Origin of the sequence: Vibrio sp. SCSIO 43155, from assembly GCF_023716605.1 — a bacterium.
GTDB lineage: Bacteria > Pseudomonadota > Gammaproteobacteria > Enterobacterales > Vibrionaceae > Vibrio > Vibrio harveyi.
Map to the genome: position 1 here is coordinate 3130244 of NZ_CP071852.1, position 26185 is coordinate 3156428.

Sequence of the window (26185 nt, forward strand, 5' to 3'; positions counted from 1 at the left end):
TCACAACACCACGTTAAACAGAGACTTCCTAACGCCAATTACTCAGCGTCAGGAAACCACTCTTGCAGTAAATCACGTGAGCGCTCTAGCTCTTTCTGCCATGTATTTACGCCCACAACTGTTGGTTTCAAAAGAATGACGAGTTCTGTTTTCTGCGATACGTTATTGATAGTTCGGAACAAGTTACCAAGAGCAGGCACATCACCTAGGAACGGTACTTTTGACACTTGCTCGATATTTTGCTGTTTCATCAAGCCGCCAATAACCACCACATCGCCATCTTTTGCGCGAATCACTGAGTCAGATTCTCGAATCGAGCTTTTTGCCAGCGGGAGTTGAACGTTGTTGAAGTCACCACCAAGGTTTAGCTTTTTAATCTCTTCTTCCACTTCAATTACGGCAGGGTGAACATGCAGGAATACGTTACCTTTGTTGTCAATCTGTGGCGTAACATCTAGAGAGATCCCTGAGAAGAAAGGCGTCAACTCAACTTCAGGAACCGCATTAGAGTTTTCACCATTACCCGCATTACTAGAAAGTTCGGTTACAAAGTACTCGTCGGTACCGACTTTAATAACTGATTTCTGGTTATTTGCTGCGGTAATACGTGGGCTAGAAAGCACGTTCAAGTCGCCCTGCGTCGCCATAAAGTTCATCACGGCTGAGAAGTTACCATCACTGATGGTGATATTAGTTTGCCCACCTAAAAGTGAACCAATCGCATCCAATGGAGGTAGACCACCTGTAGGACCTGGACGGTTGATAACTACGCTACCTGAATTACCAATAGAAGCAGTCATATTCGACCAGTTGATACCTTGCTGGTAACCGTCACTTAGCGTCACCTCTAAAATCTTCGCTTCTAGGATAACTTGGCGCTGCATACGCTCCTGAGAAACGCCCAAGAACTCACGAACTTCACGAATTTCATCAGGGAAAGCACGTAAGGTGATCACACCCGCTTGTGGCGTAACAACAACACTTTGGCCTTGACCTGAGCCAATTAGGTTTGCAACGGCTTGTTGCAGCATCGGCCAAAAATCACTTTCGGTGATGGTTTCAATGCGTGTACCGCCAGTCGATGTGGTTGAGCTATCACCGTTGTTGTTATTTGAATCAGAAGAATCTGAATCGTCAGAACTGCCACCAGAGCTAGAAGTGCCCGCAGATGTCACAGAACCCGTCACGATACTGGTCAGTGAGCGGCCAGAACGTTTGAACTGAAGATAATCAACAGGAATGGTCACTGTGCGCATACCAGCAGGATAAACCTGAATCACTTTGCCTGATTTCACAACATCGTAGCCATACATGTCTTGTACAACGTTGAGCACTTCATCTAAGGTGACGTCGGAAAGGTTAACGGTGATGTTGCCTTGCACTGCTGGGTGGATAGCCACACTGTATTCAGTTCCTTTCACCAAAGAGGCAAAGAAGCTACGAGCTTCTACTGCGTTCGCTTGGATTCTAAAACGCTTTAAAGTGCCTTGCTCTGAAGACACGCTAGTGTCTAAGTTCGGCATAAGATCGGCTTCTACAGAAGAAGGGATCTCTTCTAGTGCACGGCTATTTGCTTCATTGATAGACTCATTAAGTGCTTGCTTCACTTCCACTGGGTCTCGGTGACCCATAGAACAACCCATTAAGGAAGCAACCACGATTCCTACAACTAATTTGCGCATATCTGATCAGGCTCTGGTTATTATTTTTTTACGTTTAAACCAAAAAGCTCTAGTTTCCACTGACGGTCACCACGCTTTAAAGTTACAAATTCACTGTTGATACTGGCTACACGGTAGCCATTGAGTTTCGCTCCCGGCTCAACAATACGGTTATTCAAAATCGCCACGCATTGAGTATTTGGTTTACATACAATACTGTTCAGTGTTGGCAAGCGATATTGTTTTGCTTTCGGCTTTGTTTGCTCTGTGACTGGCTTTTGCCAGCCTAATGGTGCTGTTGGGTCTTGGCTTGCCCAGCTATGACCAGCAACAACTGTCAGCATTAGGGAGATTATGATTTGCTTAACCACCAATAAACTCCTCTCGTGAACCTAAGGTGTAAACTTCCAGTACAAGTTTTGCTTTTGGATATTCTTCCACGTTGTAGCTAAAGCTTCGCCAGTAGTAACTCGCTGGTAAACCTTCTAATTTCGTCAGATAGTTAGCAATTGAAAAGTAATCGCCAGTCAACTCCATGCGCACAGGGTGTACGTAATAACCCGAGTATTGCGACGCTTCTTTGTCTTCTGTAATTGGTTCAGCAGGTAAAGTTTGTAGAGATACCAAATGAATACCACTTTGCTGCTCTAAGACACTCTCCAACAAACTTGCCATTTGCGAAGGAGTAATCAAATGTTCGATGATCTCTGAAAGTTGCATTGAAAGGTGTTGGCTTTCCATAAGCAATTGAGAGATAGCTTGATCAATTTCCGCGTTCGGATCTTTTTTCAACTGCGCTTGAATACGTAAGATCTCGATTTCTGTCTGTTGATTCGTCTGTTTTAAGTTACGTAGCTGCTTATCGTTACTCGTAACCTCATTCAGTTTTGGCTCCAAGACCAAAGTGAAAAGCAACATCACTACCGTCACTAAACCACACAGTGCGATGAGTACTTTTTCACGCCCGCTCATTTCATCGAAGCGCTCTTCTAACGAGGACCAAAACTCATTCATTTCTCTTTGTCTCCGCGCGTCTTCAATTCAAAGGTCACGATGTTGTCTTCATTACGTCCGATTTTTACGTCATCAAACGTGCGCCCTACAAGGCTAATTTCATTTTTAAACTGGCTTACCCAATTCGGAACTGCGCTTGGCGATCTCGCCAAACCTTGGAGATCTAAAGTCGATGCATCAATACGAATTGCAGACAAAGAAATATTGTTGCTGCCCAACTTGGCTAAAGCCTGCATTACGCCAGAGTAGCCTGTACGTTGTGAATCATCGTACTTACCAACGGCTTTTAATGAGTCACGCTTCGCTTTTACTTCACGCTCTAAACGCGCTTTGGCCGCGATCTTATTGGTGTCTGGCTGATGCTTACGTAATTTGGCTTGTTGGTGTTGAAGTTCTGACTTCATGATATCGCCCTTGCTTTTCACAATCGCAATTTCATCTTCTACACCTTGGCTTTGCCAAGTCACATAACCGTAAGAAACAAAGATCAACGCAGCCGCAACACCCCAAGAAATAGCAACGTTTTTGAGGGTTAATAAATTCTTCTTCGGTTTAAGGAAGTCTGGATAAAGATTGACACGTCGCTCACTGGACGTAGCTAACGCCGTATCTGCCAATACATGACCAGATAGTTCGTGTTCTTCAGTAAGCAGCGGAGAGACTTTGGTGCTTAAGCGGTAGTTAAGCGATTCCACCAGTTCTTGTTCATCTTCATCGTCACAACACACCTTCAGTTGGTGCAACTGAACATGACGCAGTTGAGAAGAGAGGTAATCGATTGAACGCTGTAGCTCTAGCGACAAGCTATCCATTTGCAAGTCACTCGAAGGTACGCCCGTTAGTGGTGGCGTTACACTGCGAATAGAACGGTGGAAAGCGATAGTATGATCAACGAATGCGCTGATACGGAAGTGTCCGCGTGCGCTGCGTTGTAGCAATAAGAAATTACCAAGTTCACCTGAGGTATCACCCCAGATGTCATCTTCAGGAATAATCGCTTCAAGGCTCAGTTGAACTCGACTCGCAAGCAGTACAATCTTATCGAGAATTTTGCGAGAAAGAACATAAGCTTGGACTTTATTCGAGTTTGGTAGCTCTACTGCATCGGCAATAATGTCAATAGCACGCTCAGATATCAGCTCTTTTAACAAAAACGGCAACGCCGATGGCCACTCATTGCGAGGCATAGCAGGCTTGTCGATTTGGTACATCTGATAGTAGTTGTGAGCTAACACAACCGTTAACGAATCATAAGAGCTTGCAGCTACACTTAATGCCTGTTCACAGGCACGTTCCCAATTTGATTCTGAGATCTCAAATTTAGATGGTCGGCTGCTTTTCGTCGGTGATGATAAATAAACTGCGTCTGGCTGAATAACCAAAAAGCAAGTGCGACCACCGACCGATGATCGCTTGAGCTTGTCGAGTACTGCTTTAAAATCCATGATTATTATCTTTATTTTTTTCGCCAGCGATTTCTTCGTCCCAGTTTAACTTGGGATTCAGATTGAGAAGTCGGCGCCGGTGTAGAACGAGGAAGGTACTGCTCTTCAGAAGAGAAGTAACGCCCTTGCCCACCGTGAACACCCAACTCATTAAGCGTGTTCAACTCGTGCTTATTCTCAATACCCACTGCTATTATTTTTGTTTTGCTGTTTGCGGCCGCACCCAACATACTGCGAACAAACAACTGGTTTTCATGTCTCTGATCGATCTTTGTTACCAAGCTGCGATGAAGCTTGAGATAACGAATGTCTACTTCTTTTAAGTAATGCGTGCTGACAATGGTACGTCCGGCCTGCCCAATCATTACGTAGCATTCTAAACCGGACAGCATTTTAGCGACTGGTCGCATAAAGTCTAAGTGTCTTACAAATTGTGCTTCCACAAACTCAAAAATGAGACACTTTCTTTGCTCCCGTGACAATTGTAAGAGTTCATCACGGAACCACTTGAAATATTCTCGCTGCCCAAAAGGCACAACATGAAGATTAAGCACATATTGCTTAGAGCTATCAAAGTTGTGTTTAAAGTCTTTTAAGAATGTACCAATAACGGCGCGATCCATTTGCGCTTCATAGCCGACTTGACGAACGGCAGAAATAAAACGAGAAGCTTTAACAATGCCATTTTCCGGATCGCGAATCCGACATGTTAACTCTTCGTGCAATGGTTTTTTATGCGCCACATCACTTATTGAATAGGCTGATTGTGCGTAGAGTATCACATTTTCAGACGTGAGTGCTGTGTCAAATAGCGTACGCCATCTCACACTGCCTCGTGCTTCTTCATCATGATTCCACTTTTTAAAACGGCTCCAATTATTGTTGTTCTGCAATTGGGCACTACGCAATGCGGTTTCTGCTTCATCAATGATTTGGCTATGACGCTCTCCTTCTTTGTACATGGTGATTCCGATATGACACCAGTTATCAGAATCCAATGGATAAGGAGGATGGAGTTTTTCTAATTGACGAATACATTGAGACGCCAAGTTTGCGACATCTTTCGCTGCTTGGTGAGGTAAGAAAAGCGCAAAGTCAGCATCGTAGTAACGAGAAAATACGACATCGGGATAACGTTGAACTAAATTGGACAGCAAACTACCAATCTCAACGATAAATTCATCGCAAGTTTGTTTGTCCTGTTCTTCTTCTACAGATTTCCAGTCTTGAACTCGTATCAGCATCACTGCACCACGAGCCCCACTTTCTAACAGCGCCGATTCAAGCTTACTATCAAACAAAACTCGGTTTGCTGTACCAGTTAACTTATCGAGGAAAGTTTGAGTACGAATAAAGGTATCAAAGCGACTGCGCTCTTGGCGGGCATCTTGCAGCTCTTCAATTAATACATCCAATGCTTCGCTTGCCGTGTATGGCCATTCTCGCTCATCACCTTTCGCGTATTGCTCAACCCGCCCAGCTAAGATCATACGACCGCGCTCTTCGAGCATTTCAGAGCCAGCAAGTTGTTCTTTGAGCCATGCAACACCACGCATCAAGCAGAAGATGATCAAGATGACCGCGAGCGTAATCGACCACAAAGCTTGCATTGAATAGCCGTAGCCTAAATAAGGAGGAATAGCCTTAAAGTAGATGACATAGTCTTGGTTGTGAGTGAGCTGAAACTCATGCTCAAACAACATGGAACTGTCTATCTTGTGGGAGGTGTCTTTGAAGCGGTATACGACGGCGTTATTCGTCGAGAGCGTCATCTCAACAATGTTACTTGCCTGTAGCATCTTTGGCATCCAACGCTGCATGGAATATGCTGCGTCAGGGTCTTCCATCTCTTTATCAACCACTTCAACGATCCCTTCCAAATAATGGTTGAGATACTCTTGCCCTAGTCGCTTAAAAGAGAGGGTGCCGCCGACAAACAAGATAAACATTGCGCAAATGACGATCATGGTGACAAAAGCCACCAGCCGCGTGCTTAGCTTAAGAGTTGGGGTATACCTCATGAATACCAAATTCCTTTTCTATTCATCATATACCTTGTTGAAATGTTTATACTTGATAAGCGTTCAGTAAACAATCGCATTCGTATGAATGTGAGAAGCTGAGGCGGAAAGAAACAAGGCATCATTCGATATTTGAGAGTTGCTGCCTTTTTGTGGCGATACGGAAATAATGTGAACCACAATGACAGAACATAACGGGAATAAAAAAGCCGCGAAATTCGCGGCCTTTTAAATTCAATATCAATTAGATTTTAGAACGGGATATCGTCGTCAAAATCCATTGGCGGCTCGTTATATTGCGGCTGTTGTTGCTGCGGAGCCTGTTGTTGCTGTTGCTGAGGAGCGTTGTATTGCTGCTGTTGAGCCGGTTGTTGAGGTTGACCCCAGCCGCCTTGTTGCTGCTGTTGTTGACCGCCACCCATTGGAGCGCCACCTTGAGCACGACCGCCAAGCATTTGCATTACGCCATTGAAGCCTTGAACAACCACTTCTGTTGAGTAGCGATCTTGACCACTTTGGTCTTGCCATTTACGAGTTTGAAGTTGACCTTCAACGTAAACTTGAGAACCTTTACGTAGGTACTCACCCGCTACTTCAGCAAGCTTGCCGAATAACACAACACGGTGCCATTCTGTTTTTTCGCGCTGTTCGCCAGTCGCTTTATCACGCCATGACTCAGAAGTTGCAATCGTGATGTTTGCTACTGCACCGCCATTAGGCATGTAACGAATTTCAGGGTCGTTACCTAGATTCCCCACCAAAATAACTTTGTTAATTCCACGGCTGGCCATGATGTGCTCCGTTTCACTCTGGATCTATATATAAAATTTTAGCGCATAAGAATACACGCTTTGGTGTTTTGATTAAAGCCTAATCCCATTGTGTTCTGAGATTAGAAATTGTGGAATCAAAATCTCACTCCAACCTCTAGGCGTAGCATTTTTGATTCGTTTTGCAGATATCGTTTCGCGAACCTTTGAATCTCAACGCATTTCCTCTCTAACGCTATAGCTCCAAATTGTGATTGATGACACCGTATTTGCGTTTTTGACCTCATGGAACTTCACTCAAGGAGATTAGGGCGCGTGAAAAAATCAGCTTATGCGAGAAAATTGTTTTTGATCAGTATGGAAGACGACGCAGAGAAAAAAGTCGAAGCGCTCGTGAAATACACTGATATTGATATCCCTGTCATCTCCACACAAGCACTGATGGAAGCCAATCCAAAGCATCGCAATAAAATCCTGTTGATTGACTTTAGTGAACATAAAACACTCGTACAATCGATCAAAAACTTGCCTTTAATTTGGAAGAATTTTGAAACGGTCATATTCAATGTTCCTAAACGCTTAACCACCGATGAGTTGTTGTCTTTTGGGCAACTAAAAGGCGTATTTTATCAGGAAGACTCTCTAGAGCAGGTAGGTGAAGGCTTGAGAGAAATCGTGAATGGTCAGAACTGGTTGCCAAGAAATGTCACTAGTCAATTGCTTCACTATTATCGCAATGTCCTCAGCACGCACACCGCCCCAGCAACCGTGGACTTAACCATCCGTGAGTTGCAAGTTTTACGTTGTCTTCAGGCAGGAGCATCTAACAATCAAATGGCAGAAGAATTGTTCGTCAGTGAATTCACCATTAAATCTCACCTTTATCAGATATTCAAAAAGCTCTCCGTAAAGAATCGCGTTCAAGCTATCGCTTGGGCAGACCAAAACTTGTTGTCATAAATCAGATGAACAACACAATTTCGCTCATACAGTGATGGCTCATGCTTATTTAGGCTCAAATTGACGTACTTTTTCCTACTTAATTCATGATTCATATGCATCTCTCGTGTTAAAGTGATGCCCAGATTCTTGATTAAAAAATGAGAAAGGATATTCCCCCAATGATTAAAAAATGTCTGTTCCCTGCAGCTGGCTATGGTACGCGCTTCCTCCCAGCGACTAAGTCTATGCCTAAAGAAATGATGCCTGTAGTGAACAAGCCACTGATTGAGTACGGTGTAGAAGAAGCCATCCAAGCTGGCATGAATGGCATGTGCATCGTAACAGGTCGTGGTAAGCACTCAATCATGGACCACTTCGATAAAAACTACGAACTGGAACACCAAATCAGCGGAACAAACAAAGAAGAACTATTGGTTGATATCCGTGAAATCATTGACTCTGCAAACTTCACTTACATTCGCCAGCGTGAGATGAAAGGTCTAGGTCACGCAATCCTTACTGGTCGCGAATTGGTCGGTGATGAACCATTTGCAGTAGTACTTGCCGATGACCTTTGTGTGAACGAGCAGGAAGGCGTGTTGGCTCAAATGGTAGCGCTATTCAAACAGTTCCGTTGTTCAATCGTTGCTGTTCAGGAAGTACCAGAAGAAGAAACTCATAAATACGGCGTAATCTCTGGTGAGATGATTAAAGATGACATCTACCGCGTAGACGACATGGTTGAGAAACCAGAACAAGGTACTGCGCCAAGTAATCTAGCGATCATCGGTCGTTACATCCTAACTCCAGACATTTTCGAACTGATCGAAAACACGGAACCGGGTAAAGGCGGCGAAATCCAAATTACTGACGCACTGCTTAAGCAAGCAAAAGCAGGTTGTGTATTGGCGTACAAATTTAAAGGTCAACGTTTCGACTGTGGTAGCGTAGAAGGTTACATCGAAGCCACAAACTACTGCTTCGAAAACCTATACCTAAAAGACGAAAAGAAGTCTGAGCTAGGTAAACACGCAACAAAGAAAGAAGTGTAAATAACTCAAACTTACTGATTCTAAAGCCCAGCTTAATGCTGGGCTTTCTTTTACTGTTTTTTTGTCCAGTATTTTCTTTGCACATTTCTCACACTATGTAATACTTGCGTCACTTGGTTATACATAGAGCAAAAACGATGGATAAAATAGAAGTTCGTGGTGCCCGCACCCATAACCTCAAAGACATCAACCTCACTATCCCCCGCGATAAACTGATTGTCATTACTGGTTTGAGTGGTTCTGGTAAATCCTCTCTCGCATTCGATACTTTGTACGCTGAAGGTCAAAGACGTTACGTAGAATCGCTATCAGCTTACGCACGTCAGTTTTTGTCTCTAATGGAAAAACCAGATGTTGACCACATCGAAGGTTTATCTCCTGCGATCTCGATTGAGCAGAAATCAACATCACACAACCCGCGTTCTACCGTTGGTACTATTACTGAGGTGTACGACTACCTACGCCTGCTTTACGCGCGCGTTGGTGAACCTCGTTGCCCAACACACCATACACCTTTGGCAGCACAAACCATCAGCCAAATGGTCGATAAAGTCTTAGAGTTGCCAGAAGGTAGCAAAATGATGCTACTTGCACCTATCGTGAAAGAGCGTAAAGGTGAGCACGTTAAGACACTAGAGAACCTAGCAGCTCAAGGTTTCATACGCGCACGCATCGATGGCGAAACTTGCGATCTTTCTGATCCACCACCGCTAGAGCTACACAAGAAACACACTATTGAAGTGGTTGTCGACCGCTTTAAAGTTCGCCCAGATTTGCAGCAACGTTTGGCTGAATCATTCGAAACCACACTAGAGCTATCTGGTGGTATTGCGGTTGTGGCACCAATGGACGGCGACGGCGAAGAGGTGATCTTCTCAGCTAACTTTGCTTGCCCTATTTGTGGCTACAGCATGCAGGAACTTGAGCCTCGTTTGTTCTCGTTCAACAACCCAGCTGGTGCTTGCGGCACTTGTGATGGCTTAGGTGTGCAGCAATATTTCGACCCAAGCCGAGTTATTCAAGATGAAACGCTAAGCTTGGCACAAGGTGCGATTCGCGGTTGGGATCAAAAGAACTATTACTACTTCCAGATGCTGACAGCACTGGCGGATCATTACGGCTTCGATCTTCACGCACCATTTAACTCTCTACCAAAGAAAACCCAAGACATCATTCTTAAAGGATCGGGGCGTACTGAAGTTGAGTTCAAATATATAAACGATCGTGGCGACATTCGTGTAAAACGCCATCCTTTTGAAGGGATCCTGAATACACTTGAGCGCCGTTACCGCGATACCGAATCTAACTCGGTACGTGAAGAACTTGCGAAATACATCTCGACCAAGTCTTGTTCAAGCTGTGGCGGTACTCGTCTGCGCCTAGAAGCTCGTAACGTCTTTATTGCCGATACGACACTACCGGAGATTGTAGAACTCAGCATCGCCGACGCATTGGAATTCTTCCATTCTTTGAAGCTAGAAGGTCAACGTGCCCAAATCGCTGAAAAAGTGATGAAAGAAATCAACGATCGCCTGCAATTCTTGGTTAACGTAGGATTGAACTACCTCAACTTATCACGCAGCGCGGAAACCTTATCAGGTGGTGAAGCTCAACGCATTCGTTTAGCGAGCCAAATTGGTGCCGGTTTGGTAGGTGTTATGTACGTACTGGATGAGCCATCGATTGGTCTCCACCAGCGTGATAACGAACGCCTATTGAAAACCCTGACCCACCTAAGAGATTTGGGTAACACAGTGTTAGTGGTTGAGCACGATGAAGATGCGATTCGTTGCGCTGATCACGTGATCGATATCGGTCCAGGTGCAGGTGTGCACGGTGGTAACGTGGTCGCTGAAGGCACGATGGACGAGATTATCGCCAATCCAAACTCACTGACTGGTCAGTACCTCAGTGGCGCGAAAGAGATTGCGGTACCAAAAGAGCGTACACCACGCGATCCAAAGAAAACCGTTGAACTACTTGGTGCGACAGGTAATAACTTAAAGAATGTTGACCTTTCCGTTCCTGTTGGCTTGTTCAGCTGTATTACTGGTGTATCCGGCTCAGGTAAATCAACGCTGATTAATGATACCTTCTTTAAGATTGCTCATACCCAGTTGAATGGTGCAACAACGGCGCACCCTTCACCATATAAAGCAATCAAAGGGTTAGAGCACTTCGATAAAGTTATCGACATTGACCAAAGCCCTATCGGTCGTACACCACGTTCAAACCCAGCCACTTACACTGGAATCTTTACTCCGATTCGTGAACTGTTTGCGGGCACGCAAGAGTCACGATCTCGTGGTTACAAACCGGGGCGCTTTAGCTTTAACGTACGCGGTGGTCGCTGTGAAGCCTGTCAGGGTGATGGCGTAATCAAAGTAGAAATGCACTTCCTACCTGACGTCTACGTTCCTTGTGATGTGTGTAAAGGTAAACGCTACAACCGCGAAACACTTGAAGTACGTTACAAAGGCAAGACCATTGATGAAGTACTGGAAATGACGGTAGAAGATGCACGTACTTTCTTCGATCCAGTACCTGCGATTGCTCGTAAGCTGCAAACTCTGATGGATGTAGGTTTGTCTTACATTCGCTTAGGTCAAGCAGCAACGACGCTGTCAGGCGGTGAAGCTCAGCGTGTGAAACTGGCTAGAGAGCTGTCTAAGCGTGATACGGGCAAAACCTTATACATTTTGGATGAACCGACAACCGGTCTGCACTTCCACGATATCCAGCAGTTATTAACCGTACTGCACCGTCTGCGCGACCACGGAAATACCGTTGTCGTCATTGAGCACAACCTCGATGTAATTAAGACGGCAGACTGGATTATTGACTTAGGTCCTGAAGGTGGACAAGGCGGCGGTGAGATCATCGCGCAAGGAACTCCTGAAGATGTGTCTCAGATCGAAGGTTCACACACAGCTCGCTTCCTTAAGCCTATGTTGAAGTAGAAAAAACAGGTAAAGTACAAAGACCAGCCATTGCTGGTCTTTTTTCATTCAAAACAACAAAATAACTATGGCTACTATACACGTCAGTGGAACTAAGCTTTCTCCAGATAAAGTGCAAGTTCCTCTTAACCGCAAGTTTCTCATCGCGTTAGCAGCACTCTTTCTGCTGGCGATGCACTTCTTCATGCCTAATCCGGGTGGCTCTGGACTAGCACTGTCTTTTAATGCGACCACGTGGATTGCGTTCAGCTTTGCACTTGGTATTGGCTGCTACCAACTTGCGACCAATCGTGTATTACGCTACTCCAAATTAACAATTGGTCTGTTGATCAGCTGTATCATCATGACGCTGCCTATCTTCTACCCCAATGCGGATAGTGCGCTTGCGGCAAATAAGCTGATTGGTCTGTGGTGTGGCATGTTGTTCTTCATCGTGCTGCAGCAATTCCATTTCAGTAACAAGCACCGTCAGCGATTATTATGGTTTATTGTGCTTGCCGTCGTTATCGAAGCGATTTTCGGTTTAACGCAATATCTTTACCTTAAGCCAGGAAACGTATTTGGATACGACACGGTAGCCAACCGCCCTTATGGCATCTTCCAGCAACCAAATGTCATGGCGAGCTTCCTTGCAACTGGTTTAGTGATTGCCAGCTATCTACTCGCCAGACAACCTTACAAATATTCTCGTAAACTCAGCGATATTTACCTGTTGTACGCCGTACCTGTACTGACACTGCCTCTTATCGTTGCCCTTGCCTCTCGTACTGGTTGGCTAGCATCCATCATTGCTATTTTGCTGGTGATTCCATACATGTATCGCTTTGCAACGCGTGCACGTTTTGTTCGATGGGTGATGGCGATGGCAACAGGTCTCGCGCTGTCGATTGTGGTGATGAATATTGCCTTCCCAGATGGAAACGGTCTTGCCAGTGAAAAGGTGAATATGGAGTCACCACGTGCTTACACCTTCCCACAAACATTGGACATGGTGATTGAGAAGCCATTCACTGGGTACGGTTACGGCAAGTTTGAGTCAGAATACATGCTATACACAGCGCGTCAGCATGCACTCAATGAAAGCTATCCTGCGGGCTTGCCATCGATGGATCACCCGCACAATGAATTGTTGTACTGGGCGGTAGAGGGCGGATTGTTGCCAATTCTGGGGATCTTTTTGGCAATGGCGTTAGTGCTATATCGCATCTACCAAGCCAAACGCGGTACTCGCTTAGCACTGCTGGCACTGTTTATTCCAATCGTGCTGCACTCGCAATTAGAATATCCCTTCTATCATTCATTGGTGCATTGGCTGATCTTTGTGATTCTGCTTTATTGGGTCGACCAACGAGTTTCTCGTTACCGCCAAGCACCGTTTAGCAAAGTAACCAAAAGTTTATTGCGAGTATGTAGCCTAGTCATTCCTACTGTGTTTACTTTCTACATGGTTAGCGCATTGCACACCAACTATGTCTTAACCAAGTTTGAAACTACGCGCCCAACTAACCCGGATATTTTGAATCAAGTGACGAACCCTGTGGTTTGGAAGGATCGTTTCGATTGGGATGTGTACAGTACTTTCTTAAACATTGGCTTATACAAGCAAGATCCAACCTTGATTCAGCCTTACATTGATTGGTCATTGGAAATCATTAAAGACAAGCCACGCCCGGCGTTTTACAACAACTTGATACTGGCATATCAAGGGTTGGATGACACAAGCAAGGCGGAACAAATTCGTGCAGAGGCACAGTTCCTGTTCCCTAAAATTGATTTCAGTGGCGTCAACTATCAGCCACCTTCTCAAGCCATATCTGCCTCACCAACACCGACTTCAGGTGCTGAGCAATAAATACAAAAAAAGCGAAGGAATAACCTTCGCTTTTCTTTACCTCATTACCGAGTCGATTTATTCAGTCAGTGACTCTTCTAAAGCTCGCAAACACAAAGCTACATTTTCAGGTCGAGCACCATAGCCCATCAAACCAATTCGCCATGCTTTACCAGCCAGTGCACCAAGACCTGCACCAATCTCTAGATTGTAGGTTTCGAGTAAGTGATTACGCACTTTTACTTCATCAATTCCTTCAGGGACATAAATCGCATTCAATTGCGGTAGTCGATACTCTTCTTCTACCACAAATTCAAAGCCTAGTTTTTGCAGACCTGCTTTGAGCTTCTCGTGCATTAACTGGTGACGCGCCCATGCATTTTCTAAACCTTCATTTTTAAGGATAAGTAGAGCTTCATGCAGAGCATACAAGCTGTTCACTGGCGCCGTGTGGTGATAACTGCGTTTGCCTTCTCCACTCCAGTAACCTAATACTAAGCTTTGATCCAAGAACCAGCTTTGAACCGGTATCGTTCTTGATTGAATCTTCTCAATAGCTGCTGGAGAAAGCGTGACAGGCGATAAACCTGGAACACACGAAAGACATTTTTGGCTGCCCGAATACACTGCATCTAACTGCCACTCGTCAACTTTAAGAGGTACACCACCAAGCGAGGTCACAGCATCAACAATCGATAACAGACCGTATTGCTTCGCGAGTAGACCCAGAGCTTGCGCATCACTTACCGCGCCTGTCGATGTTTCTGCATGAACAAAAGCAAGAATCTTCGCATCAGGGTGCTGCTTTAATGCTTCTTCAACTTTATCGACAGATACAGGGGTTCCCCACTCATCATCGACGACAACCGCTTCACCACCAGCACGAACCACGTTTTCACGCATACGCTCACCGAAGACACCGTTACGGCAGACGATGACCTTGTCGCCCTTTTCTATCAGGTTAACGAAGCACGTTTCCATGCCCGCACTGCCCGGCGCAGAAACTGCGATAGTAAATTCATTTTCTGTTTGGAAAGCGTATTTAAGTAGTTGTTTTAATTCATCCATCATAGCAATGAAAAGTGGGTCTAGGTGACCAACTGTTGGACGGCTAAGCGCTTGTAAAACCTGAGGTGAAATATCAGATGGACCAGGTCCCATTAAAATACGATGTGGGGGAATAAAGCTTTGGATCGGCATGTCAGCTCCTTGATTGCAGTCATTCATCCTGAGCGTTATAAAAGTTCTATTCAAAAGGTTGGCTCAGGTATCAAAGTTTTCACCCTAATAGATTTTTCCTCTATCGGCAATTAGCCCTAAGTATAGAGGTCAAACCACTGTCACAAATTCGTTAATAAAAACTTTCATAATGGTTGAGATATTGGTTGACAATGTGACAGCAAAACCGTTCAATGTTTAAGCTTTATGCAGAAGAGGAGCACTGCCCAGGCAGGTGATTTGTGGAGCCGCAATTCCAATACCAATCACTCAGGGGGAGCAGTGCCGAGGTAAGTCAAAGTTGCAGGATTTGACTTGTCGGTTGACTTGGGTTGAGTCCCATCAACTGTCATCAGCGCCGTATGATGAAGAGCTTCTGAGGGTAAATTTTCAAATTACATTCTAACTACCTCTCTATTTGCTCTGTTCCTTTCCTCACCAAACATTGGATGTATTGGGCAACCAATTAATTGTTGTTATTTTTTCAGGAAGTCGTGGGAGAACGCAGTGAGCGCATTTAACGTAGCAAAATTCGGTGGAACCAGTGTTGCCAACTTTGAGGCAATGAGTCGTTGCTCCACTATCATAGAAAACAACCCAAATACTCGTCTTATCGTCAGCAGCGCTTGCTCAGGTGTCACTAACTTATTGGTTGAGCTGGCAAATGGTGTTCAAGACCAAGAACATCGAGCAGAAGTACTTCAGAAACTAGCAGGTATCCACGAATCGATTCTGTCGCAGCTAGAAAACGCAACCGAAGCAGCAGCTGAGGTTTATTCGATTCTTGATACCGTCACGAGCTTGGCAGAGGCTGCTTCAATCCAAGCAAGCACCAAACTGACAGACCATTTAGTCGCTTGTGGTGAATTAATGTCGACTCATATCCTTGCACAACTAATGCGTGAGCGTGGTGTGAACGCAGTTCGTTTTGATATTCGCGACGTGCTAAAAACCGATGGTAATTTTGGTCGAGCTGAACCTAATGTCGAGACAATTTCGCAGCTAGCACAAGAAAAGTTAGTACCACTTTGCCAAGAATATGTGGTTATCACCCAAGGTTTTATTGGCTCAGATGAAGAAGGCAATACCACCACGCTTGGCCGTGGCGGCAGTGACTACAGTGCAGCACTCATTGCAGAAGGTGTGAAAGCAGCAGGTCTAGAGATTTGGACCGACGTACCGGGCATCTATACCACAGACCCACGTATCGCCTCAAAAGCAGCGCCAATCCCAGAGATCAGCTTTAGCGAAGCATCAGAGATGGCAAACTTCGGCGCAAAAATTCTACACCCTTCAACGCTAGTTCCGGCACTTCGTCACGACATCCCTGTATTCGTAGGCTCGTCTAAAGAACCGGAAAAAGGTGGTACATGGATCCGCCACCAAGTAGAGAGCTCACCTTTATTCCGAGCACTTGCTCTGCGCTGCAACCAAACCATGGTGACATTACGCAGTGCTAACATGTTCCACGCATACGGCTTCTTAGCCAAAGTATTTGAGATCCTAGCGAAGCACAAAATCTCTGTAGATCTGATCACCACATCTGAAATCAGTGTGTCACTCACTCTTGACCAAACAGACACGTCTGGCGGTGCTCCTCAGTTACCACAAGCCGCGCGTGAAGAGCTTGAAGAGCTATGTAAAGTAGAAGTAGAACACGACCTATGTCTCGTCGCTCTGATTGGTAACAACATGAGTGAAAGCAAAGGCTACGCGAAGCAAGTATTTGGCACGCTAGAAGACTTCAACCTACGTATGATCTGTTACGGAGCAAGTCCACATAACCTGTGCTTCCTTGTTCACGAGTCCGTATCTCGCCAAGCGATTCAAAAACTGCATACTGAATTGTTCGAGCAATAAGACTGCTTTCATTCACTAATAAACAAGGGCTGCACATGGCAGCCCTTTTCGTTTCTATATGGTTTGGTTAACCGTTAATGTTCGGACCTAACCATTTCTCCGCTTCGATCCTATCCCAGCCTTTACGATCAGCATAGCTTTGCAACTGATCCTCTTGGATCTGAGCGATCGCAAAGTAACGAGAGTCAGGATGCGAGAAGTACCAACCCGATACAGATGCACCTGGGTACATCGCATAGCTCGATGTCAATGACATACCAATGTTTTCTTCAACATTCATCAGCTCCCAAAGCGGTCCTTTCTCAGTATGCTCTGGACATGCTGGGTAGCCAGGAGCAGGACGAATACCTTGGTATTTCTCACGAATCAGGTCTTCATTCGACAGAGCTTCATCCGCAGCGTAACCCCAAATCTCTTTACGCACACGCTCATGTAGATACTCAGCAAATGCTTCCGCCAGACGGTCCGCTACCGCTTGAATCATGATGGCATTGTAATCATCACCTTGCGCTTTGTATTCGTCGGCAAGTTCACGCTCACCGATACCACCAGTTACTGCAAAAGCACCAACCCAATCGCGCTTACCAGACTCTTTCGGTGCAACATAATCAGACAGACAGTAGTTGAAGCCTTTTGGTTTCTCCGTTTGCTGACGCAAGTTATGCAGCACTTTCGCCACTTCAGTACGCGACTCGTCGGTGTAGACTTCGATATCATCACCCACGCTTGCAGCAGGGAACAGACCACACATACCTCGCGCTTTGAGTAAGCCTTCACGCTCAACACGATCCAATAACTCATTAGCGTCTTTGTACAGGCGCTGCGCCTCTTCACCCACTTCTTCATGGTCAAAGATTGTTGGGTATTTACCGACTAATGACCAAGTCATAAAGAAAGGTGTCCAGTCGATGTACTTACGCAAAGTAGACACTTCAAAGTCATCAAAAATGTGGATGCCCGGCTTCACAGGGGCAGGAGGCGTATACTTATCCCAATCAATCGCGACTTTGTTCGCTCTCGCTTCTTCTAAAGTAACAGGCTTGGTGCGCGGCTTCTTACGGTTATGCTGATCACGTACGCGTTCATAATCCACGTCAAGTTTCTCAACAAAGCCAGGACGAAGTTCGTCTGAAAGTAATGATGTACATACACCAACCGCACGAGAAGCGTTATTGACGTAAACCACTGGATGTTTGTAGTTTTGCTCAATCTTTACCGCCGTATGCGCTTTGGATGTTGTCGCACCACCAATCAGAAGCGGAAGATCAAAGTCAAGACGCTCCATTTCTTTGGCTACATGCACCATTTCATCGAGGGACGGAGTAATCAAACCAGAAAGACCAATGATATCGACGTTTTCCTCTTTGGCTACCTTGAGGATCTTCTCACATGGAACCATTACGCCAAGATCGATGATCTCGTAATTGTTACATTGCAGCACCACACCAACAATATTCTTACCTATATCGTGAACGTCACCTTTTACCGTAGCCAACAAAATCTTACCGTTGGAAGAGCCCGCTTGCTTCTCTTTATTAATAAAAGGTTCTAAGTGCGCTACTGCCTGCTTCATAACACGCGCTGATTTCACTACCTGCGGAAGGAACATCTTACCTTCACCAAATAAGTCACCCACCACGTTCATACCGTCCATCAACGGACCTTCGATTACTTCCAGTGGTTTGGATGCATTAAGGCGAGCTTCTTCGGTATCTTCAACGATGAATTCAGTAATGCCTTTAACCAACGCATGCTCTAGACGTTTTTCTACCGCCCAAGTACGCCACTCTAGTGCAGACGCATCTTCTTCTTTACCAACGCCTTTACCTGCGTATTCTGCGGCGATATCAAGTAGTCGCTCAGTCGAATCATCACGACGGTTAAGAACCACATCTTCTACCGCCTCACGCAGCTTATCAGGAACGTTATCGTAAATTTCCAACTGACCCGCATTAACGATGCCCATGTCCATACCATTTTTAAAACAGTGGTATAGGAACACCGCGTGAATCGCTTCACGAACGTAGTTATTACCGCGGAATGAGAAGGAAACGTTAGACACACCACCAGAGATCATCGCGTGAGGTAAGTCGCGCTTGATGTCAGCAACAGCTTCGATGAAATCCACGGCATAGTTGTTGTGTTCTTCGATGCCCGTCGCAACCGCAAAGATGTTCGGGTCAAAGATGATGTCTTCTGGTGGGAAGCCGACTTCATCAACCAAGATACGATAAGCATTAGTACAGATTTCTAGCTTACGCTCACGTGTTTCTGCCTGACCAACTTCGTCAAACGCCATAACGATAACTGCAGCACCATAGCGACGGATCAGCTTTGCTTGCTCAACAAACTTCTCTTTACCTTCTTTCAAAGAGATGGAGTTTACGATGCCCTTGCCCTGAATACACTTCAGACCCGCCTCGATAACCTCCCATTTAGAAGAGTCGACCATGATAGGCACTTTAGAGATCTCAGGCTCAGATGCGCATAGGTTTAGGAAGCGAACCATACAGGCTTCTGCATCCAACATGCCTTCATCCATGTTGATGTCGATGATCTGAGCGCCGTTCTCAACTTGTTGTCGGGCGACCTCTAACGCTTCATCATAGAGTTCTTCTTTGATCAGACGTTTAAATCGAGCAGAACCAGTTACGTTAGTACGTTCACCCACGTTGATAAACAGCGTCTCTTTTTCAATAGTAAGAGGCTCAAGACCGGATAAACGACACGCAACCGTAAGCTCAGGCAAATCACGAGGTTTCACACCTTCAACTGCCATTGCCATATGGCGAATATGCTCTGGCGTGGTACCACAACAACCACCAATTAGGTTGAGGAAACCGCTCTCCGCCCACTCTTTAACGTGTTCCGCCATATCTTCTGGCGAAAGGTCATACTCGCCAAAAGCGTTCGGTAGACCCGCATTTGGGTGAGTAGAAACAAAAGATTCCGAAATACGAGAAAGCTCTTCTACGTACGGGCGCAGTTCATCAGGACCAAGCGCACAGTTCAAACCAAATGAAATAGGGTTAACATGACGAAGAGAGTTATAGAAGGCTTCCGTTGTTTGACCAGAAAGCGTACGTCCAGAAGCATCGGTAATGGTACCGGAGATCATAACTGGCAACTCGATGCCTAGTTCTTCGAAGACGCTATCAACCGCGAATGCACAAGCTTTCGCGTTAAGTGTATCGAAGATAGTCTCGATCAGAATAAGGTCAGAGCCACCTTTGATCAGCGCTCGAGTTGATTCTGAATAAGCTTCAACAAGCTCATCGAAGCTGACGTTACGATAGCCCGGATCGTTTACATCAGGGGAGATAGAACAAGTACGGTTTGTTGGACCAAGCACACCCGCGACATAACGTGGGCGCTCTGGCGTTTTTGCCGTCCACTCATCAGCGGCTTCACGCGCAAGCTTTGCAGCGGCAAAGTTGATTTCCTCACTCAGGCTTTCCATCTCATAGTCAGCCATCGCAATCGTCGTCGCGTTAAAGGTGTTGGTTTCAAGAATATCAGCGCCTGCTTCTAAGTAAGCGCTGTGAATTTCCTTAATCAATTGAGGCTGAGTGAGCACCAACAAATCGTTGTTGCCTTTTAGATCACAATGCCAATCCGCAAAGCGCTCTCCTCGATAGTCTTGCTCTTCAAGTTTATATCCCTGAATCATGGTGCCCATACCACCATCGATCAGCAAGATACGTTGCTTTAATTGAGCTTCAATCTGTTGTCTTACATTACTTCCCACAGTACAGCCTCATTCCTTTAGTTATCTCTCCATCCTATCACACAAATTAAAGGAGTCTAGACGTCTAAAATACGAATTACTGATTATTTTGTCTCCGTCGAGTTACAAAATAATCTCGAAAAAATGTTTGCTATTTAGTCAACATCGTCCGAGAATTCCATTCATAAAATGTTACAAATAGAGAGCTCTATGTCGGTCTATCATACTTTATGTTTTCTATCTGCAGCGGCAATGGTTATTGCCTTTGTAAACAGTAAGATAGGAAAGATGCAAACCACCATCGCAATCACTGCCGGTTCGATGATTCTTTCACTCCTCATTCTAATCGCAGGTCAAAATGATTGGTTTCATCTCACCGAGATAGCGACCGAAACGGTTACCAGCATTAACTTCGAGGACTTTCTTCTTAAAGGTATCCTCGGATTCCTACTTTTTGCCGGTGGTTTGGGTATAAAACTCCCTAACCTCAAAGACCAAAAATGGGAAATCACCGTACTCGCTTTAGGTGCAACACTCTTCTCAACCTTCTTTATTGGTTTTGTACTTTACGGCTTCTGCCAAGCTATCGGCATTCAATTCGACCTCGTCTACTGCCTGCTATTCGGTGCGCTTATCTCCCCAACCGACCCGATTGCAGTACTCGCCATTGTTAAAAAGCTTAATGCACCAAAACGAATCTCTACACAGATCGAAGGTGAATCTCTGTTTAACGACGGCTTTGGTCTGGTTATTTTCGTAACACTATTCACCATCGCCTTCGGTACTGAAGCTCCAACGGTAGGTAGTGTGACAATGCTATTCATTCAAGAAGCGATTGGTGGCATCGTTTACGGCTTCGTACTAGGTTTAATTTTCCATTACCTAATCAGCGCAACTGATGACCACTCAATGGAACTACTACTTACTATAGGTGTACCAACCGCTGGTTACGCATTTGCAGAATACCTTCACGTATCTGGACCACTTGCGATGGTGGTATCGGGTATCATGATCGGTAATTGGACGCGCTTCATTGGCTTCTCTAAAGAGAGTGAAGATCATCTAGACCACTTTTGGGAATTGGTCGATGAGTTCCTAAATGGCGTGCTATTCCTTCTTATTGGTATGTCGATGCTGTTGTTCGAATTCCACAAAGAAGACTGGATCATGATGGCAATTTCAGTACCACTAGTACTGGCTGCTCGCTATCTAAGCGTGTTCATTTCTTACATCGGATTTAAGCGCTATAGAAAATATAATCCTTGGTCTATTAAGATCTTAACTTGGGGTGGCTTGCGCGGCGGCCTCGCTCTAGCTATGGCACTATCAATCCCATCGGGTATCTTAGTTATTCCAGAGAAATTGATTGATGTGAAAGAGATCATCATGGTGATGACCTACTCGGTGGTTGTGTTCTCAATCCTGATTCAAGGCTCCACCATTACGCCAATGATCGAGAAAGCGAAACAAGCAGAGAAAGACATGGAAGCAAAAGTTTCATCGGAACCACAAGAAGCAAAAGCATCTCAAGAATAAGTACCGCGACAATTCTTAAAAAAAGGCAGCCAACTGGCTGCCTTTTTTATACTTTGTTCGCGACTAGACCTCTAGACAATATTCTATTCCCTAGCCCAGCACCTTTTATAGTTCGATCAACCAAATACAGCCAAAGTGGTAATGAATAGCTTCAACTTGAGAAAAATCTACAGGAATGCATAAAGATGGCTAGCAAAATCTATCAGATTCACTTTTGCAAACCTCAAGATCTTTACTAGCGAGGACAAGACGTTCTATGTGAGTGTGACTAAGTCCAAACATTAATGCTCAAGCAAATTTACGAACCACTGAGCTCTAGTTGAAAAGTTAATGAGTATCTAAATACAAAAGTTGTTCTGTCGAACCACGTCGTTGTGTGGTGTTTTTCTGAATAACAGTAATTAAGGTAGGGCGTCGGAAGAAATTGCAGGTTATCTGAAACTTTTGCGGGCTCGTTTTCTAGAAAGAGGGAATCGTACTCTAGAAATGACAAAACCCAGTCCGGAGACTAGGTTTCTAAATAAGTGGCGGAGCGGCTGGACTTGCACTCAATTGGACTCACACACGAGCGGAGTTCATACACCAATAGGTGAATTTGAATTGTCAGATACGAAAAAGCCCTAGCATTTCTGCTAGGGCTTTGTCTGAATAAGTGGCGGAGCGGACGGGACTCGAACCCGCGACCCCCGGCGTGACAGGCCGGTATTCTAACCAACTGAACTACCGCTCCGCACTGGTTAGACCTAAAGTCTAAGTTTTTGTCTTCACTTTTTCATAAAAAGTGAAAATAAAATACAAGCCTGGCGATGTCCTACTCTCACATGGGGAAGCCCCACACTACCATCGGCGCTAATTCGTTTCACTTCTGAGTTCGGAATGGAAGTCAGGTGGGTCCAAATCGCTATGGTCGCCAAGCAAATTCTTTAATCTGGAAAACTGATTTTAAGTTCTACTTACACACATTCAATGTTCTTACATTGAGTCCATCAAAACCCCTTGGGTGTTGTATGGTTAAGCCTCACGGGCAATTAGTACAGGTTAGCTCAACGCCTCACAACGCTTACACACCCTGCCTATCAACGTTCTAGTCTCGAACAACCCTTTAGGATACTTAAAGTATCAGGGAAGACTCATCTCAGGGCTCGCTTCCCGCTTAGATGCTTTCAGCGGTTATCGATTCCGAACTTAGCTACCGGGCAATGCGTCTGGCGACACAACCCGAACACCAGAGGTTCGTCCACTCCGGTCCTCTCGTACTAGGAGCAGCCCCCTTCAATCTTCCAACGCCCACGGCAGATAGGGACCGAACTGTCTCACGACGTTCTAAACCCAGCTCGCGTACCACTTTAAATGGCGAACAGCCATACCCTTGGGACCGACTTCAGCCCCAGGATGTGATGAGCCGACATCGAGGTGCCAAACACCGCCGTCGATATGAACTCTTGGGCGGTATCAGCCTGTTATCCCCGGAGTACCTTTTATCCGTTGAGCGATGGCCCTTCCATTCAGAACCACCGGATCACTATGACCTGCTTTCGCACCTGCTCGAACCGTCATTCTCGCAGTCAAGCGGGCTTATGCCATTGCACTAACCTCACGATGTCCAACCGTGATTAGCCCACCTTCGTGCTCCTCCGTTACGCTTTGGGAGGAGACCGCCCCAGTCAAACTACCCACCAGGCACTGTCCGCAACCCCGATTAGGGGTCAACGTTAGAACATCAACACTACAAGGGTGGTATTTCAAGGACGGCTCCACACAATCTAGCGACTGTGCTTCAAAGCCTCCCACCTATCCTACACATGTAGGGTCAATGTTCAGTGCCAAGCTGTAGTAAAGGTTCACGGGGTCTTTCCGTCTAGCCGCGGGTACACTGCATCTTCACAGCGATTTCAATTTCACTGAGTCTCGGGTGGAGACAGCGTGGCCATCATTACGCCATTCGTGCAGGTCGGAACTTACCCGACAAGGAATTTCGCTACCTTAGGACCGTTATAGTTACGGCCGCCGTTTACCGGGGCTTCGATCAAGAGCTTCGACCGAAGTCTAACCCCATCAATTAACCTTCCGGCACCGGGCAGGCGTCACACCGTATACGTCATCTTACGATTTTGCACAGTGCTGTGTTTTTAATAAACAGTTGCAGCCACCTGGTATCTGCGACTCTCAATAGCTCCATCCGCGAGGGACTTCACCGTCGAGAGCGTACCTTCTCCCGAAGTTACGGTACCATTTTGCCTAGTTCCTTCACCCGAGTTCTCTCAAGCGCCTTGGTATTCTCTACCCGACCACCTGTGTCGGTTTGGGGTACGATTCCTTACAATCTGAAGCTTAGAGGCTTTTCCTGGAAGCATGGCATCAATGACTTCACTACCGTAGTAGCTCGACGTCGTGTCTCAGCCTTAAAAAGAGCCGGATTTACCTAACTCTTAAGCCTACGCACTTGAACCTGGACAACCGTCGCCAGGCCCACCTAGCCTTCTCCGTCCCCCCATCGCAATTGTAAGAAGTACGGGAATATTAACCCGTTTCCCATCGACTACGCCTTTCGGCCTCGCCTTAGGGGTCGACTTACCCTGCCCCGATTAACGTTGGACAGGAACCCTTGGTCTTCCGGCGAGGAGGTTTTTCACCCCCTTTATCGTTACTCATGTCAGCATTCGCACTTCTGATACGTCCAGCATGCGTTACCACACACCTTCAACCGCTTACAGAACGCTCCCCTACCCAATGCACTAAAGTGCATTGCCGCAGCTTCGGTTTACTACTTAGCCCCGTTACATCTTCCGCGCAGGCCGACTCGACCAGTGAGCTATTACGCTTTCTTTAAATGATGGCTGCTTCTAAGCCAACATCCTGGCTGTCTGAGCCTTCCCACATCGTTTCCCACTTAGTAGTAATTTGGGACCTTAGCTGGCGGTCTGGGTTGTTTCCCTCTCCACGACGGACGTTAGCACCCGCCGTGTGTCTCCCGGATAGTACTTACTGGTATTCGGAGTTTGCAAAGGGTTGGTAAGTCGGGATGACCCCCTAGCCTTAACAGTGCTCTACCCCCAGTAGTATTCGTCCGAGGCGCTACCTAAATAGCTTTCGGGGAGAACCAGCTATCTCCAGGTTTGATTGGCCTTTCACCCCTAGCCACAAGTCATCCGCTAATTTTTCAACATTAGTCGGTTCGGTCCTCCAGTTGATGTTACTCAACCTTCAACCTGCCCATGGCTAGATCACCTGGTTTCGGGTCTATATCCAGAGACTGAACGCCCAGTTAAGACTCGGTTTCCCTACGGCTCCCCTAGATGGTTAACCTTGCCACTGAATATAAGTCGCTGACCCATTATACAAAAGGTACGCAGTCACACCACGAAGGTGCTCCTACTGCTTGTACGTACACGGTTTCAGGTTCTATTTCACTCCCCTCACAGGGGTTCTTTTCGCCTTTCCCTCACGGTACTGGTTCACTATCGGTCAGTCAGTAGTATTTAGCCTTGGAGGATGGTCCCCCCATATTCAGACAGGATATCACGTGTCCCGCCCTACTCGATTTCACTTTAAATGCGTTGCCGGTTACGGGGCTATCACCCTGTATCGCACAACTTTCCAGAAGTTTCACCTGACGCATAAAAAGCTTAAGGGCTAGTCCAATTTCGCTCGCCGCTACTTTCGGAATCTCGGTTGATTTCTTTTCCTCGGGGTACTTAGATGTTTCAGTTCCCCCGGTTCGCTTCGCTGCGTTATGTATTCACGCAGCGATACTAGCTTATGCTAGTGGGTTTCCCCATTCGGAAATCCCAGACTCAAATGGTTTTTACTACCTAATCTGGGCTTATCGCAAGTTAATACGTCCTTCATCGCCTCTGACTGCCAAGGCATCCACCGTGTACGCTTAGTCACTTAACCATACAACCCGAAGGAGTTTCGAGTTGATGAACAAGTCACCAAAGTTGTCTGCAATTTTTATACATGATGCAGACTCGATTTTGCCGGACTCAAATTCCAAGAACACTTGAATGTGTTGTATTGGTGTTTGTCATAAAGACAAACATTGAGAACTTTACAATCAACAATAAATTGTTGATTTGTCAGCTTTCCAAATTGTTAAAGAGCTAGATTTCTTTCGAAACCATTTTTAAAAGCACTCATCGAATGCG

At 45.7% G+C, this 26185-nt stretch carries 14 protein-coding genes, 1 tRNA gene, 2 rRNA genes and 1 riboswitch; of the genes, 6 read left to right on the top strand and 11 right to left on the bottom strand.

The genetic code is table 11. The features are described from left to right. Positions 1-38: 38 nt before the first annotated feature. The 6 genes from mshL to J4N44_RS14950 all read right to left on the bottom strand — a co-directional run bounded on the left by mshL (position 39) and on the right by J4N44_RS14950 (position 6932). The gene (mshL, locus tag J4N44_RS14925) at positions 39-1682 is read right to left on the bottom strand and encodes a pilus (MSHA type) biogenesis protein MshL (protein ID WP_029789687.1); all 1644 of its coding nucleotides are present in this window, start codon (positions 1680-1682) and stop codon (positions 39-41) included. 20 nt (positions 1683-1702) lie between these two features. Beyond that, on the bottom strand, positions 1703-2032 hold the full coding sequence (locus J4N44_RS14930) for a hypothetical protein (protein ID WP_009698822.1): 330 nt from the start codon (positions 2030-2032) through the stop codon (positions 1703-1705). Further along, positions 2025-2675 carry a type II secretion system protein M gene (locus J4N44_RS14935; protein ID WP_005444327.1) on the bottom strand — a complete coding sequence of 217 codons (651 nt, stop codon included), beginning with the start codon at positions 2673-2675 and terminating at the stop codon, positions 2025-2027. The genes J4N44_RS14930 and J4N44_RS14935 overlap by 8 nt, the downstream gene beginning before the upstream one ends. Then, the gene (locus J4N44_RS14940; RefSeq protein WP_005444325.1) at positions 2672-4120 is read right to left on the bottom strand and encodes an MSHA biogenesis protein MshI; all 1449 of its coding nucleotides are present in this window, start codon (positions 4118-4120) and stop codon (positions 2672-2674) included. The genes J4N44_RS14935 and J4N44_RS14940 overlap by 4 nt, the downstream gene beginning before the upstream one ends. A gap of 11 nt (positions 4121-4131) precedes the next feature. Next, positions 4132-6141, bottom strand: a complete 2010-nt coding sequence (csrD, locus tag J4N44_RS14945) for an RNase E specificity factor CsrD (RefSeq protein WP_009698823.1) — start codon at positions 6139-6141, stop codon at positions 4132-4134. Between the two features lie 251 nt (positions 6142-6392). Next, positions 6393-6932, bottom strand: a complete 540-nt coding sequence (locus J4N44_RS14950) for a single-stranded DNA-binding protein (RefSeq protein WP_005444320.1) — start codon at positions 6930-6932, stop codon at positions 6393-6395. A 294-nt stretch (positions 6933-7226) separates the two neighbouring features. Between J4N44_RS14950 and J4N44_RS14955 the strand changes: the two genes are divergently transcribed. From J4N44_RS14955 to J4N44_RS14970, 4 genes are all read left to right on the top strand, one after another. Next, positions 7227-7871 (top strand): LuxR C-terminal-related transcriptional regulator, encoded by a 645-nt coding sequence (locus tag J4N44_RS14955; RefSeq protein ID WP_009698824.1) that lies wholly within the window; start codon positions 7227-7229, stop codon positions 7869-7871. Positions 7872-8032: 161 nt separating this feature from the next. After that, positions 8033-8905, top strand: coding sequence for a UTP--glucose-1-phosphate uridylyltransferase GalU (gene galU / locus J4N44_RS14960; RefSeq protein ID WP_005444317.1), 873 nt, complete (start codon positions 8033-8035; stop codon positions 8903-8905). A 137-nt stretch (positions 8906-9042) separates the two neighbouring features. Further along, positions 9043-11865 (top strand): excinuclease ABC subunit UvrA, encoded by a 2823-nt coding sequence (uvrA, locus tag J4N44_RS14965; protein ID WP_252044608.1) that lies wholly within the window; start codon positions 9043-9045, stop codon positions 11863-11865. A gap of 67 nt (positions 11866-11932) precedes the next feature. After that, a complete protein-coding gene (locus J4N44_RS14970) occupies positions 11933-13717 on the top strand; it encodes a PglL family O-oligosaccharyltransferase (RefSeq protein ID WP_252044609.1) in 1785 nt (594 codons plus the stop codon). A gap of 57 nt (positions 13718-13774) precedes the next feature. Here the strand turns inward: J4N44_RS14970 and J4N44_RS14975 are convergent, their stop codons facing one another. Further along, positions 13775-14896, bottom strand: a complete 1122-nt coding sequence (locus J4N44_RS14975; RefSeq protein ID WP_252044610.1) for a pyridoxal-phosphate-dependent aminotransferase family protein — start codon at positions 14894-14896, stop codon at positions 13775-13777. Positions 14897-15119: 223 nt separating this feature from the next. Beyond that, positions 15120-15298, top strand: a riboswitch (Lysine riboswitch). A gap of 123 nt (positions 15299-15421) precedes the next feature. Here J4N44_RS14975 and lysC point away from each other — a divergent pair. Then, entirely contained in the window at positions 15422-16774 is a 1353-nt protein-coding gene (lysC, locus tag J4N44_RS14980) for a lysine-sensitive aspartokinase 3 (protein ID WP_009698828.1), read from the top strand. Positions 16775-16841: 67 nt separating this feature from the next. On the opposite strand, the gene metH is transcribed toward lysC, so the two are convergent. Then, positions 16842-20522, bottom strand: a complete 3681-nt coding sequence (gene metH / locus J4N44_RS14985; protein ID WP_009698829.1) for a methionine synthase — start codon at positions 20520-20522, stop codon at positions 16842-16844. Positions 20523-20711: 189 nt separating this feature from the next. Here metH and J4N44_RS14990 point away from each other — a divergent pair, with 189 nt between their 5' ends. Next, complete coding sequence (locus J4N44_RS14990) at positions 20712-22037, top strand: cation:proton antiporter (RefSeq protein ID WP_017187915.1); 1326 nt, start codon at positions 20712-20714, stop codon at positions 22035-22037. Between the two features lie 653 nt (positions 22038-22690). On the opposite strand, the gene J4N44_RS14995 is transcribed toward J4N44_RS14990, so the two are convergent. From J4N44_RS14995 to J4N44_RS15005, 3 genes are all read right to left on the bottom strand, one after another. After that, positions 22691-22767: transfer RNA gene (locus J4N44_RS14995), tRNA-Asp, on the bottom strand. A gap of 68 nt (positions 22768-22835) precedes the next feature. Then, positions 22836-22952, bottom strand: a 5S ribosomal RNA gene (gene rrf / locus J4N44_RS15000). Positions 22953-23044: 92 nt separating this feature from the next. Further along, a 23S ribosomal RNA gene (locus J4N44_RS15005) occupies positions 23045-25934 on the bottom strand. Positions 25935-26185 lie beyond the last annotated feature (251 nt).